Genomic DNA, 14612 nt, shown 5'->3' with positions numbered 1-14612 from the left:
TTTTTGGGGGCATACACAATGTGTAGAGTTTGGGTTTGTTGGAGCAACACATAACTCCATCACAGCAAGCCTACCAACTCCACCGCCTCCCTCACCAATTCACCAACCTTCTTCCACTCCTTATCTCGAATCAACTGTGGGCTGACCATCCAGGAGCCACCACATGCAACAATTTGTGGAATAGCAAGATAATCGTGAATGTTCTTAACACTGATCCCACCTGTTGGCATAACTTGTAACTGTGGGTACGGTGCAAGTAATGCTTTAATCATCGTAATTCCACCCGATGGTTCAGCAGGGAAGAATTTGACAAAATCGATGCCTAATTCCAGCGCTTGTTCGATCGTGCTGGCGTTATTTACGCCGGGAATGATAGGGATGCCGATTTGCTGGCACGCTTGTACGGTGTTTGGGTTAAGTCCCGGTGAGACGACAAATTCTGCCCCTGCTACTTTTGCCTGACGAGCGTGTTCACGATGAAGCACGGTACCTGCACCGATTAGCATATCTGGCCGCTCAGCTTTCAGCAGGCTAATCGCTTCGGCGGCGCTCTTGGTACGAAATGTGATTTCAGCCACAGGCAGGCCGTTGTCTGCTAATGCGTGACCAAGAGGAATGATATCTCTGGCCTCTTCAATGGCTATCACAGGCACGATTTTAATCTGACGCAGACGTATCATCATCTCTTGCATTTTTATTCCCTCCGATTTCGTTCGAATTAAAAAAACGTGCGGTAACCCCTTGTGTCGCAGCCTGCGGGATAATCGCCCCTTTATGCTGGATCACAACCCCTGCGAGCTGATGCCCCATTAATGCTGAATCATGAACAGATTTCCCATTTAACAGCCCCGCGATAAAACCCGCATTAAAAGCATCACCTGCCGAAGTGGTATCAACGACAGGTGTAACAGGTTGAGTCTTAATATGTTGTGTGGCATTGCAACCGCTTAAGTCACGATAAAAACAGCCCCGTTTACCCGCTTTGATAATGGCTTGTTTAACCCCCATTCTTTTCAGGCGATGAAAACTTTCCTCAGTTGAAGTATCTCCCCAGAGACGCGCTTCATCATCGTCAGTGACTAATGCAATATCCGTGATGGCATACATTTGCTGATAACACTCACGGGCTTGCGTTTTATTTCCCCATAAGGCCGGACGATAATTACTGTCAAAGAAAATCACTTTCCCTTCAGAAGATAACTGTTTCAAATCAATGAGCAGCAATTGGCGATCATTTTCAGGCAAAATAGCCAAACTGATCCCGCTGAGACAGAGCACATCCATGTTCTGCAATTGCTGGCGCAATATGGGGTAATCAGAATGCTGCAAGAGATAACGCGCCGCCGAGTTATTGCGCCAGTAAAGAAACGTGCGTTCACCTTTTTCATTGAGTTGGATCAGGTATAAACCGGGCTGATGTGCGCTATCACGTAACACTAACGAAGTATTAATGCCCTCTTGCTGCCAGCGTGAGATCATGCCTTCACTCAAGGGATCCGTTCCCATTGCCGTGACGAAATGGACATCAAGCATATCGCCTCCAGCGCGAGCCAGATAGACCGCACTGTTCAGCACATCACCGCCATAGCTTTGTGTCATGGCACCAAATGGGATGCCATTTAGCTCAATCATACATTCGCCAATCAGGGCAATTTTCCGCATCTGCATCCTTTAATCCTTCACGACCTGAAAATAACGTTCAGCATTATTGAAGCAGATATCTTGAACTATCTGTCCCAACATTTTTTCATCATGGGGAATTTCGCCATTTTCGACCCAATTCCCCAATATATTGCAGAGAATGCGACGAAAATATTCATGTCGGGTGTAAGATAAAAAACTGCGTGAATCTGTCAGCATACCGACAAACTGGCTTAATAAGCCTAACTGAGAGAGTTGTTCTAATTGGCGCTGCATGCCATCTTTTTGATCGTTAAACCACCAGCCCGATCCAAATTGGATTTTTCCCCCGATACTTTTCCCATCTTGTGCAAGGATCCCGCCCTGAAAATTGCCAATCATGGTCGCGATCACTTCATTATCGCGGGGGTTTAAGCAATAGAGAATGGTTTTCGGTAATTCGTCTGTTTTATCCATCTCATCCAGCAAGCGTGATAATGGGTAAGCGATAGGATTATCCCCAATGGAATCAAAGCCGCTGTCCGACCCTAACAGATTAAACATACGCGTGTTGTTATTGCGCAAAGCGCCAATATGTATTTGCATGACCCAGCCGCGTGTCGCGTACTGCTTCCCTAACCAAACCAGCACCGCTGTCGTGAATTGTGCTATTTCTAATTCGCTGAGTAATTGCCCTTGTCTGCGCTTTTGCAAAATGATGTCTAACACTTTTTCGTCAGGGATTGGCGCATAACGCAACTGTTCAATTCCATGATCCGATGCCACACAGCCGTGATCCTGAAAGTGTTTAAGGCGACGCTCTAACGCCTGCAATAAATCAGCAAAACACCCGATAGAGACATCTGCAACTTCTCCTAATCGTTCAAGATAGTCACAAAAACCCGGCAACTCAATTTTGAAGACGTTGTCTGGACGCCAGCTTGGTAATACTTTGATGGTAAAGTCTTTATCTTTGGCAATCTGTTGATGATATTCGAGAGAATCAATGGGATCATCCGTTGTTCCAACCATTCGTACCTGCATTTGCTGCATAATGCCACGGGCAGAAAATTCAGGCTGAGAGAGTCTCTCGTTCGCCTCGTGCCAGAGAGCCTCTGCGGTGTCAGGCCCAAATAATTTTCCGCTAATGCCAAATGGGCGTCGCAATTCCAGATGTGTCCAGTGATAAAGCGGATTGCCGATCGTCAGAGGAACCGTTTTCGCCCATGCGAGGTATTTTTCATAATCACTGCTTTCAGTGCCGGTAATCAGCGCCTCTTCAATCCCTGCCGCACGCATCGCCCGCCATTTATAATGATCGCCCTCCAACCAGATTTGACCAAGGTTATGAAAACGGCGGTTTTGCGCAATCTCTTTTGGATTGAGATGACAGTGATAATCATAAATAGGCATCAACGCCGCATAATCATGATAAAGGCTGCGGGCAACGTCATTATTTAACAGGAAATCTTCACACATAAAGGTTTTCATCATGTTTTCCTCATGGCCTAAAGAGTCGCAACCGCTTGGCGTGCGCCAACATTCAGTAGGTTCTGGTAAGCCTTGGTTACGTTATCGACAAAGTCACGGTTTTTTACCAATTCCTTACCAAAGATCGATTCAATTGCCAGTAGCTCTTTCACCACCTCTTCCGCCACAGCAACAGAATGACCATATTTGGCAAAAATCGCCGCAAAAGCCGCTTTTAATGGATCACGCACATCAATGGGTTGGCCTTGTTCATCCACGCCACTGATATAACGCATCCAACCCGCCACACCGAGCGCTAAATGACGATAATCACTTCCCTGCACAAGGTGCCATTCAATGGAATCAAGCATACGTTGTGGCAATTTCTGGCTGCCATCCATCGCAATTTGCCATGTCTGATGTTTTAACGCTGGATTAGCGAACCGTTCGATCAGGTTATCCGCATAAGCGACTAAGTCGGTATCTTCTGGCATCGATAGGGTTGGGGCTTGTTCATTCAGCATCAGTGCGTACACTGCCTGACGATAATCAGCATTTGTCATCGTATCGGAAATATGCGCATAACCGCCTAAATAGCCCAGGTAGGCCAGAAATGAATGAGCGCCATTTAACATGCGCAATTTCATCATTTCAAATGGCACCACATCGTCCACAAATTGCGCACCGGCCAGATCCCAATCTGGACGCCCATTGACAAAGTTATCTTCAATCACCCATTGACGAAAAGGTTCGCAGGCAATAGCACAAGGATCTTCAACGCCCAGATGTTGGGCAATTTCAGTTAACGTTTCTGGTGTGGCTGCCGGCACAATACGATCCACCATCGTACAGGGAAATGTCACTTGGTTTTCTATCCATTGTGCCAATTTTTCGTCCTGCAAACGCGCCAGACCCAATACGGCTTCACGGGCAACATGCCCATTTTCCCGAACGTTATCGCACGACAAAATCGTCACCGCAGGTAGGCTTCGTTCAAAACGCAATTTTAATGCCGCAGTAATGTACCCGATGGCTGATCTTGGCACAGTAGGATTGGCAATATCTTTAATAATCAATTCATTATTGGTGTCTAAATGCCCTGTCGCGGCATCGGTACAATAGCCTTTTTCGGTGATGGTCAAAGAGATGATGGCGACATCCGGATGCGCCATTTTTTCAATAATTGCCTGAACACCATCAATTAATGGGTGCATCCCTTCTTTCATCGAACCAATAATTTTTAATGTGACCTCCTCTCCCCCTTTCTCTGCAACGTGATAGCGCATGGACTGTTTTTTCAGATTTTCAATCAGTGAAGTATCGTTTAGCATCAGATTAACTTCACAAAATCCCCAATCACTGTCTGTTTGTTCTAATACATGATGCGTATAAAGTGCCTGATGCGCCCGATGAAACGCACCGCAGCCTAAATGCACCATACGGGAAGTCAAACGTTCGGTTGTCCAGCGAGGGTATTGGACAGACGTTATCGCACTGACAAGATTTTTTTTCATAATCGACTCACAAATAAGTGGCAATGAGTGACATTCATTCACTCCCCTGTAGGGTTCAAGGCCAGAAATTATTTTGGGAAAAATGCACGATGAATACCCAACTCAAGGCCACGAATTTCAGCCAGCCCTTTCAGGCGGCCAATTGCTGAATAGCCGGGGTTCGTTTTCTTTTTTAAATCATCAAGTATTTGATGACCATGATCAGGCCGCATTGGAATCAGGTGATTTTCACCCGCTACCAATCGGCGATGTTCTTCTTCTGCGACCGCTTTGATCACTTCATACATATCCACATCACCGGCAAGATGTGCCGCTTCGTGGAACGTGGAGGGGTTTTCTTCCCGTAGGGTTGAGCGCAAATGGAGGAAATAGATACGGGAGCCAAATGATTTGATCATCTGCACCAAATCATTATCCGCGCGCACGCCATAAGATCCGGTGCACATCGTATAGCCATTGGCATTGCTGTCTATCGTTTCGGCTATCCAACGCATATCCTCTATGGTAGAAACAATGTGTGGCAAGCCTAAGATCTCACGCGGGGGATCATCAGGATGAACGGCCATTTTGATACCGATTTCTTCCGCAACCGGAATGATCTTTTTCAGAAAATAAGCAAAGTGCTCACGCAACTTGGCCTTATCAATCCCTGTATAACGTGTTAGGTGTTGGCGAAATTGTTCTAAGGTATAACCTTCCTCTGCACCGGGGAGACCAGCGATGATCGTGCTTGTCAGTTTTTGTTTTTCTTCTTCGGTCATTGAGGCGAAGCGTGATTGTGCCTGCACAATTTCAGCATCGGAATACGCTTTTTCTGCACCACGGCGTTGCAAGATGTGGATATCAAAGACAGCAAATTCGATTTGATCAAAACGCAGCGCTTTTGAGCCATCAGGTAATTCATATTCGAGATCAGTGCGAGTCCAATCCAGAACAGGCATGAAGTTGTAGCATATTGTTTTAATCCCGCAGGCAGCGAGGTTACGTAAGGTTTGTTGATAGTTTTCGATCCATCGTTCGTACTCCCCGGTATGCGTTTTGATATCTTCATGAACGGGAACGCTTTCTACAACTGTCCACTCAAGTTGATTATCTTCAATCAGCGCCTTACGCTGTTCTATCTCTTCGATAGGCCAGATTCCGCCATTGGGAATATGGTGCAACGCCGTCACAATTCCTGTTGCTCCTGCCTGACGGATATCCGCTAATGAAACGGGATCTTCAGGCCCATACCAACGCCAAGTTTGTTTCATAATTCCCCCTATAACTAATTCAAGACTAATTCAGGTAACCATAAACTCAATTGCGGCAGATATGTCACCAGTGCCAGCGCCGAGATCAGCGCGATATACATTGGTAACAGTGGCTTCAATACCTTATCAATACTCACATCCCCCACAGAGCAACCCACAAATAAAGCGCTGCCTACGGGAGGTGTACAAATCCCAATTGCCAGATTAAACGTCATGATGATGCCAAAATGAACAGGATCGATACCCATGCTCATCGCAACGGGTAAGAAAATAGGCGTGAAGATCAAAATGGCAGGTGTCATATCCATAAAGATCCCCACTATCAGCAGGATGATATTAATGACCAGCAGGATGGTCAGTGGATTATCAGAAACCGCCATCAACGCATCCGCAATCAAATATGGCAGATCAGCATTGGCCATCGCCCAGGACATGCCCATTGATACGCCAATCAACAGTAAAACAATCGATGTAGTAACGGCAGAATCAAGAATAATTTTGGGCAGTTGTTTGAAATTCACTTCACGATAAATCACTACTGCGAGAATAAAACTGTAGAGAACGGCAATGGCTGAAGCTTCTGTCGCCGTGAAGATCCCCGCAATAATTCCGCCCATAATCACCACAATGAGCATTAATGACGGTATTGCTTTCCACGCTGTATCAAAAAATTCGCTCCATGTTGGCCGAGGTGCAACAGGATAGCGCTTCCTCTTGGCAATAATGGCAGACACAATCATGAGTGAAATCCCCATAATAATGCCAGGGATATAACCCGCTAAGAACAAGGCAGCAACAGATGTCCCCCCCGAAACCAACGAGTACACAATCAAGGTATTGCTAGGTGGGATCAGTAAACCAGAAGGACAAGAAGCGATATTCACAGCAGCAGACAACTCAGGATCGTATCCTTCTTTTCTCTGCATCGGCGCCATTGTCCCCCCGACCGCAGCAGCAGATGCCACTGCCGAGCCTGAAATTGCCCCGAAAAGCATGTTCGCCATAATATTGACGTGCATTAATGATCCCGGCAAACGGCCGCCAATCACTTTAGCCAGATTGATCAAACGCGTAGCAATCCCGCCTTGGTTCATAATATTTCCTGCCAGGATAAAGAACGGGATCGCCAATAAAGAGAAGTTATCTACTCCCGCAGCCATACGTTGTGCAACAACCGTGATCGCAGATCCCAACGGCAATGTCATCGTAATAGCAACTAATGAAGAGAAGCCGATTGCAAAAGAAATAGGGACACTCAATACCAGTAATATTACAAATGTGCCAAAGAGTGCGGCAATGACATACCAATCCATACTCTAACCCCTTATCTCCACAAATTAATGACTCTCAGACACAACTGGTGGTTGACCAGAAAAATGCTGAAGAATCGAGATCACATCAACGAGCGCATAGAAAATCATCAATATTCCGCTGATAGGCAAACATAAATAGATGTATCCCATCTTCCAACCTAATACAGGTGTGATTTGACCATTTTCCAGTGTCGATGAAACAAGAAGGCTGCCACCATAAAGCAGCACAATGGAAGAAAATGAAATAATTACTGCCTGAATAATCAGACCGACAATACTTTTCTTTACTCCTGTTAATTTCATCATCAACAGATCGATAGCAAGGTGACGATGTTGCCCGGTTGTATATGCAGCGCCAATCATTGCGATCCACATAAACAGATAACGCGCTAATTCATCAGTCTCAATGCTTGGTGCATCTAAGACATAGCGCGAAATTACCTGCCACGACACACATAAAACCAGAAAGACCAGCAGGCAGATGGTAAAAAATGCCAAACTTTTATTGGTCATCGTTACAAGGTTTTTCATTTATCCGATTCCTGTCATTTTGGTTTACCAATTAAAGTCCACACAGACATCAGAATCTATACTGATCGTACTAAAAACATTGAAATAAGTAGTTGAAAGAGGGTGAGATAGATCACAAACTCAAAAGGTCAACCAATAATGCCGTTTTTTGCGATTCAGATCGACCAATTGGATTTTACCCTTTGCCCAATAAGTGAGATCTGATTATGGTTTGTCCGCAGAAGAAAATAACAAAAACCTACACTCATCTCTGGAGAACCAAACATGCGGAACAACAAACGACAGGTTTTAGGTATAGTCGGCATAGCAGCAGGCGTAATGTTTATGTTGGGAACATCTCAGGCTTTCGCCGTGACAACGTTAAAACTCAGCCATAACCAGAACCGAGACCATGCTGTTCATAAAGCCATGACCCAGTTTGCTGACGAAGTGAAAGAAAAAACCAACGGGGAAGTCCGTATTCGCATCTACTCTGATTCTCAATTGGGCAACCAACGTGAATCCATCGAATTGATGCAGAACGGTGCCCTGGATATTGCTAAATCCAATGCGGCAGAATTAGAAGCCTTCTCCCCGGCTTATTCCATTTTTAACCTGCCCTATTTATTCCGCGATAAAGGGCACTATCAACAAGTCATCAATAGCGATATCGGTAAAGAAATCCTCAGTTCAAGCCAAAACATGGGATTTATTGGTCTCACTTATTATGATGCGGGCGCCCGCAGTTTTTATGCGAAAAAACCGATTAGAACGCCAGAAGATCTAAAAAGCTTGAAAATTCGCGTACAACCCAGTCCAACGGCAATTGCGATGGTGAAAGGATTGGAAGGAAACCCAACGCCATTAGCTTATGGTGAACTCTATACCGCATTGCAACAGGGCGTTGTGGACGCGGCTGAAAACAACATTACTTCTTTTACGCTAAGCCGCCATGGTGAAGTGACAAAATTCTTTTCGCTGGATGAACATACGATGATCCCTGATGTCCTGTTAATCTCGAACAATTCATTGAATAAATTAACCACTGAGCAGCAAGAGATTGTGAAAAAAGCGGCTCTGAACTCCTCAAAATACATGATTCAACTTTGGGAAAAATCAGAAAAGGAAGAGCGTGCTAAAGCAGAAAAACAAGGCGTTGAGTTTGTTGTCGTGGATAAAACCCTCTTTCAAGACGCAGTTAAACCCATGTATGACGATATTGCTAAAACCCAACCGGAATTATTCGAAATGGTAAATCGAGTGCGTAAAATAGAATAATTTTCTCTCAAAACCACCTATTGTAACAAGAATAGGTGGTTATATTTCTGGCATCGATGCCTTAGAATAACATCATTTTTAGTCGTTTCATTTAAGTATATTATCTTACGGCGGCATTAAATGATGAACTTTGCAGACTCCAAGCGCCCCTATCATGAAGTAGCCCAATCATTACGTCAGATGATTGTAGATATGGATTATTATCCCGGTGATCGTCTACCGACAGAACGTGAAATTGCAGAAAAATTCGGCGTTTCGCGCACTCTTATTCGTGAAGCGTTAATTGTACTGGAATTGGAAAACCTCATTGAAGTACGCAAAAGCTCAGGTATTTATCTCACCCGCCTGCCATGCTCTGATTCAAGCGATACGACTATCAATGCCGCAGGGCCTTTTGAGTTATTACAAGCGCGCCAATTATTGGAAAGTAATATCGCTGAGTTTGCGGCACTCCAGGTGACTCCGGTCGATATTGCCAATATGCGCAACGCATTGGAAAAAGAGAAAAATGATCTGATTTCGGGAGAAAGTGAATCCGGTGATAGAGAGTTTCATCTAGCCATCGCGCAGGCAACGCATAACAGTATGTTAGTCGAATTGCTTAAGCAGTCTTGGGCGTGGCGTGAGAATAATCCTATGTGGGTGAAGTTACATAGCCGGATTACCAATACCGACTATCGTAAAGCGTGGTTGAGTGATCATCAGGCTATTTTAGCGGCTATGATCAAAAAAGATCCCGCAGCGGCGAAGCAAACGATGTGGCAACATTTAGAAAATGTGAAACAGAGTTTGCTTGAACTATCAGATGTGGATGACCCTAATTTTGATGGGTATTTGTTTGAGTCTTATCCGGTGGGGATTGGGAAGTGAGTTTTTGACGCTGAGCTGGCTGAAAATCTCAAGACATTGGAAGATCTGAGCCAGCTTTTCCGCTTCTTTAAAAAACTGACCGTTTTGAAACCACCTTTAAGGCTGAATTCTTTAGCTACCTCAAGGCATTACCTTTTTTTGGATATATGTTAAATCAATGTATTAGGCTCTGACTAACGCCAGATGATGTAGGTGACTTAAATCAACATGCTTCTTGGCCTCTTGCAAACTGTAATTTGCTTGTATTTTTAACCATGTTTCCGGTGTGTTAGCCATTCTCATTAGTGATAATCCTCCAAATTAAGAATTTCAGCATCACCATCGATGAATTTAAATGTGATGCGCCAATTGCCTGATACCTTGATTGACCAGATATCTTTACGATTTCCTTTTAGTCCAAAACTAACCCTTCAATTGGTAAATAACTTCCCTAAACCCAAATATTGAACATAGTTATGTATATTATATTTTTTCTTTCTACAACAAAAAATAGTCAAACAACTTAGCAATACTTGTATTTCATTTTATTATTTTTCCTGTCATGGTAACTGTTATATTTCCTGATTTTTTTTACTTATCTGAATATTTACACTTTTTACTTTTTGATTTTTATCATTAACAAGTTGCATTGAAATCCAAATAACCAAGATCGCCATCACCATTTCATAAAATAACCTAAAACTTCACTTTACATTCTAACTCTTTGACAATACATTCCAAAAAATACAGATAATTGACATTATCTATCATAATAAAACAAATAATTAATAGCTATAAAATAAGTGGGCAATAAAAATCATATTAGTTCGCTTTATTACTAAGATTAAATTATTTCGGTAAGAATTCGATTTAAAAAAATTACTTGGCTCATTAAATAATGAAAATAACATGAATTCATTTGATGTTATTTTTTTACTTAAAAGCTGAATCGTTTCAATTAATTATAGAAAGGTAAACATCAATGTTTCATCTATTATTACAAGATATCCATCTGGCAGCACATGCTACCGATAAAGAAAGTGCTATTCGCCAAGTCGCCACAGCTCTCACTGCGGCAGGGTATGCCAGTAAAGAGTACGCTGAAGGAATGCTGGAACGTGAAACACACTCTTCAACCTATCTGGGTAATGGTATTGCCATCCCACATGGCACCCATACAACCCGCAACAACGTACTGAGAACCGGCGTACAAGTGATGCAATTTCCGAATGGAATCGATTGGGGCGATAACCAAACCGTCCACCTTGTTATCGGTATTGCGGCAAAATCCGACGAACACCTTAATCTGCTGCATCAGTTGATCCCGATCATTCGTGATGAAAACCGCGCCAGCCGGATGGCAAAAACCACCGATGTAAATGAACTCTATCGTTTATTAATGAACACCACCTCCTATCTGCTGGATAACTCTACACTCACGTTGGATATTGACGCACATGACCTGACAACCTTGCAGGCAATAAACATCTCTCGGCTACAACAAGCCAACGCAGTGAATGCAAAATTTATTGCCGATGTCTTTACCAAGCCACCAATACATCTTGGCCAAAGTATCTGGCTCAGTGACAGTTCGCAGGGCAATTTGCATAATGCAATTGCTATCTCCCGCCCCAAAACTCCTTTTACTGTTGATAAACAACCCGTTGGATTGTTATTAACCATCGCTTGCGCAGACGATCAACTGCACGGTTTTCTAGATAATCTCAGCACCCTGCTGCAACAAGGTAAAGGTGAGTGCCTGTTACGTGCCAAAAATAGCACAGCCATCGTAGACCTATTGACAATGGATGTACTACAAGAAACGATACTGCCTCAAAAAAACGCACTGACCGCGGATTTTATCCTACCTAATAAACATGGCCTGCATACCCGCCCCAGCGCACTTCTGGTTAATACCATCAAACAATTCCATAGCCAAATCACCATCACCTATCTTGATGGAAATAACATTCCCGTTGATGGGAGTAAGCTGATGCAAGTTGCAGGCTTAGGCGTTAAACAAGGTGAACGAATTCGCTTTACTGCGATCGGCTCCGATGCCAAAGACGCCTTGCTCGCTATTGAATCCCTTATTAACAAAAACATGGGCGAGGAAATGGCATGAACAAAAAAGTCGCGACCATCACTCTGAACCCTGCTTATGATCTGATTGGACGGGTTGAAAACATCAAAACCGGCGAAGTCAATCTCATCCAGACCACGGGATTATATCCGGCCGGCAAAGGCATCAACGTTGGCAAAATCCTCAAAGTACTCGGTATCGACGTCACCGTAGGTGGTTTTCTGGGCAAAGAGAACCAGAGCACCTTTCAAAAAAACTTGGCAGAAATAGGCATCGTCAATCGATTTCAGGTTGTAGAGGGACGAACACGCACCAACGTCAAACTGACTGAACAGAATGGCTTGGTTACTGATTTCAACTTTTCAGGATTCAGCGTCAGCAAAGAAGAGTGGCAACGTTTCGCCAAAGATTCCATCCAGTGGCTGAGTGAATTCAATATGGTGTGCGTGAGCGGCAGCCTGCCAGCTGGCGTAGAACTGGATGACTTCACTGAATGGATGCAACGCCTACGCGAAACCTGTATGTGCGTGATATTTGATAGCAGTCGAGAAGCCCTGACTGCCGGGCTCAAGGCTCAACCGTGGTTGGTCAAACCCAACCGCCGCGAACTGGAGATCTGGGCGGGGCGGCCTTTACCGACATTCGAAGATATCATCACTGCCGCCCATCAACTGCGTGCCACGGAGATCTCGCACGTTGTCGTTTCATTGGGTGAAGAAGGCGCGGTTCTGGTCAACTCAACGGGAGTATGGCTCGCTAAACCACCGCATTGCGAAATCGTCAGCACCGTTGGCGCAGGTGATGCAATGGTCGGCGGACTGATTTACGGCCTGATGATGGGGCAAGACAGTGAGCACACATTGCGCCTTGCTACCGCCATCTCCGCTATGACTGTCAGCCAAAGCAACATTGGGAATATCGACCGCCAACAACTCGCCCGACTAATGGCAAGAGTCGAACTGACTGCGTTAACCCCTTATCCATCGAAAAACAGCAATAAGAAGAGAACATCATGAAAACACTCATTATCAGCAACGATAAACAGGGACAGGCACGCGCTTACCTCGCTAAGCATATATTGGAAAATACAGCCGTCAGACATGGCCTTTCTCTTGTTGCCAACGTGGACAATGCCGAACTGGTGATCATTATCGGTGAATCTGCACCAACCTCATTTAACCTGCAAGGCAAAAAAACCTTCACAGGCCCTGCCGAACAAGCGATCCGTGAACCAGAAGCATTTATCCATCATGCCAAAACAAAAGCCAATATTTACCAACAGCAAAATATCGTCAGCACGGATCAACAAAACCCCGTCAATATCATCGCTATCACCGCCTGTCCGACAGGTGTTGCCCATACATTTATGGCAGCCAAAGCGCTGGAGACCGAAGCCCAAAACCGTGGCTGGCAGATCAAAGTAGAAACCCGTGGCTCCGTGGGAACCAACAACGCTATTACCGACGCAGAAATTGCAGCAGCGGATTTGGTGATTGTAGCGGCAGATATTGATGTCGATCTCTCGCCATTCTCTGGCAAACGCCTCTATCGTACCTCCACTGGTGCAGCCTTGAAAAGAACCGCTCAGGAACTGGATAACGCATTGACCGAAGCAGAGATTTACACTGCCACAGGCAGCACTTCTGCCTCCAACGCGTTCAATCCATCCACCAATAAAAAACAGGAAAGCACCAGCATCTATCAACATTTGATGACCGGAGTATCCTACATGCTGCCGATGGTTGTCGCAGGCGGATTGTGCATCGCACTGTCATTTGTATTCGGCATTGATGCCTTCAAAGAACCCGGCACATTGGCATCAGCTCTCATGCAAATTGGCGGTGGCTCCGCACTTGCTTTAATGGTACCCGTACTTGCGGGTTATATCGCCTATTCCATCACCGGACGCACTGGATTAGCGCCCGGACTTATTGGTGGTATGCTCGCCGTCAGCACTGGCGCAGGATTTCTTGGTGGTATTATCGCAGGCTTCCTTGCGGGCTACGTTGCCAAACTCCTGACAACCAAACTGCATCTACCGCAAAGCATGGAGGCGTTAAAACCGATTTTAATCATCCCATTGGTCGCGGCGTTAGTCACCGGATTAACCATGATTTATGTCGTGGGTAAACCCGTAGCCACAATTATGGAATGGCTGACCCACTGGCTGGAATCAATGGGAACCACCAACGCGGTGATCCTTGGCATGATTCTTGGCGGCATGATGTGTACGGATATGGGCGGTCCGGTTAACAAAGCAGCATATGCGTTTGGCGTCGGGTTGTTAAGTGCACAGACCTATGGACCAATGGCGGCAATTATGGCTGCGGGGATGGTTCCACCATTAGCAATGTGGCTGGCAACAATGATTGCGCGGAGTAAGTTTGAGCAAAGTGAGCGCGAAGGTGGAAAAGCGGCACTGGTATTGGGGCTGTGTTTTATTACCGAAGGGGCGATTCCATTTGCGGCGAAAGATCCTGTTAGGGTACTGCCAAGTTGTATTCTAGGTGGTGCAGTGACGGGGGCGCTTTCTATGTACTTTGGTGTGCAACTAATGGCACCACATGGTGGGTTGTTTGTATTATTAATTCCGGGAGCGATTACGCCTGTATTGACTTATTTGGGCGCTATTTTGGTTGGTGCAATGCTAGCGGGTGGAGTTTATGGGGTGGTAAAGAGAAAGGAGGTTGGGGTAGTTAGTTGAGGTTTTTTATTTGGGAGG

At 45.0% G+C, this 14612-nt stretch carries 12 protein-coding genes and 1 pseudogene; 5 read left to right on the top strand and 8 right to left on the bottom strand.

Annotated elements, in window-relative coordinates; all coding sequences use genetic code 11:
- Positions 1-59 precede the first annotated feature (59 nt).
- The 7 genes from Xenpb_RS00145 to Xenpb_RS00115 all read right to left on the bottom strand — a co-directional run bounded on the left by Xenpb_RS00145 (position 60) and on the right by Xenpb_RS00115 (position 7701).
- The gene (locus Xenpb_RS00145; protein WP_187652548.1) at positions 60-692 is read right to left on the bottom strand and encodes a bifunctional 4-hydroxy-2-oxoglutarate aldolase/2-dehydro-3-deoxy-phosphogluconate aldolase; all 633 of its coding nucleotides are present in this window, start codon (positions 690-692) and stop codon (positions 60-62) included.
- Positions 658-1668 (bottom strand): sugar kinase, encoded by a 1011-nt coding sequence (locus Xenpb_RS00140; protein WP_222942826.1) that lies wholly within the window; start codon positions 1666-1668, stop codon positions 658-660. The genes Xenpb_RS00145 and Xenpb_RS00140 overlap by 35 nt, the downstream gene beginning before the upstream one ends.
- A gap of 3 nt (positions 1669-1671) precedes the next feature.
- Positions 1672-3111, bottom strand: coding sequence for a glucuronate isomerase (uxaC, locus tag Xenpb_RS00135; RefSeq protein WP_187652825.1), 1440 nt, complete (start codon positions 3109-3111; stop codon positions 1672-1674).
- Positions 3112-3128: 17 nt separating this feature from the next.
- On the bottom strand, positions 3129-4604 hold the full coding sequence (locus Xenpb_RS00130; protein WP_187652547.1) for a fructuronate reductase: 1476 nt from the start codon (positions 4602-4604) through the stop codon (positions 3129-3131).
- A 68-nt stretch (positions 4605-4672) separates the two neighbouring features.
- Complete coding sequence (gene uxuA / locus Xenpb_RS00125) at positions 4673-5857, bottom strand: mannonate dehydratase (RefSeq protein ID WP_187652546.1); 1185 nt, start codon at positions 5855-5857, stop codon at positions 4673-4675.
- A gap of 14 nt (positions 5858-5871) precedes the next feature.
- Positions 5872-7170, bottom strand: a complete 1299-nt coding sequence (locus Xenpb_RS00120; RefSeq protein WP_187652545.1) for a TRAP transporter large permease — start codon at positions 7168-7170, stop codon at positions 5872-5874.
- Positions 7171-7194: 24 nt separating this feature from the next.
- On the bottom strand, positions 7195-7701 hold the full coding sequence (locus Xenpb_RS00115) for a TRAP transporter small permease (protein ID WP_187652544.1): 507 nt from the start codon (positions 7699-7701) through the stop codon (positions 7195-7197).
- A gap of 264 nt (positions 7702-7965) precedes the next feature.
- Here Xenpb_RS00115 and Xenpb_RS00110 point away from each other — a divergent pair, with 264 nt between their 5' ends.
- Positions 7966-8958 (top strand): TRAP transporter substrate-binding protein, encoded by a 993-nt coding sequence (locus Xenpb_RS00110; protein WP_187652543.1) that lies wholly within the window; start codon positions 7966-7968, stop codon positions 8956-8958.
- Between the two features lie 120 nt (positions 8959-9078).
- Positions 9079-9828 (top strand): FCD domain-containing protein, encoded by a 750-nt coding sequence (locus Xenpb_RS00105; RefSeq protein WP_187652542.1) that lies wholly within the window; start codon positions 9079-9081, stop codon positions 9826-9828.
- A 281-nt stretch (positions 9829-10109) separates the two neighbouring features.
- Here Xenpb_RS00105 and Xenpb_RS00100 read toward each other — a convergent pair.
- Positions 10110-10223, bottom strand: a pseudogene (locus Xenpb_RS00100) (type II toxin-antitoxin system RelE/ParE family toxin); the annotation flags it as partial.
- Positions 10224-10789: 566 nt separating this feature from the next.
- Here Xenpb_RS00100 and fruB point away from each other — a divergent pair.
- The 3 genes from fruB to fruA are packed head-to-tail and all read left to right on the top strand — an operon-like array spanning position 10790 to position 14594.
- Entirely contained in the window at positions 10790-11932 is a 1143-nt protein-coding gene (fruB, locus tag Xenpb_RS00095) for a fused PTS fructose transporter subunit IIA/HPr protein (protein WP_187652541.1), read from the top strand.
- Entirely contained in the window at positions 11929-12906 is a 978-nt protein-coding gene (gene fruK, locus Xenpb_RS00090; RefSeq protein ID WP_187652540.1) for a 1-phosphofructokinase, read from the top strand. The genes fruB and fruK overlap by 4 nt, the downstream gene beginning before the upstream one ends.
- A complete protein-coding gene (gene fruA, locus Xenpb_RS00085) occupies positions 12903-14594 on the top strand; it encodes a PTS fructose transporter subunit IIBC (RefSeq protein WP_187652539.1) in 1692 nt (563 codons plus the stop codon). Before fruK ends, fruA begins: the two co-directional genes overlap by 4 nt.
- Positions 14595-14612: the final 18 nt, after the last annotated feature.

This window comes from Xenorhabdus sp. PB62.4 (assembly GCF_014467285.1).
Taxonomy (GTDB): domain Bacteria; phylum Pseudomonadota; class Gammaproteobacteria; order Enterobacterales; family Enterobacteriaceae; genus Xenorhabdus.
This window is presented reverse-complemented; position numbering and strand designations above follow the sequence as displayed.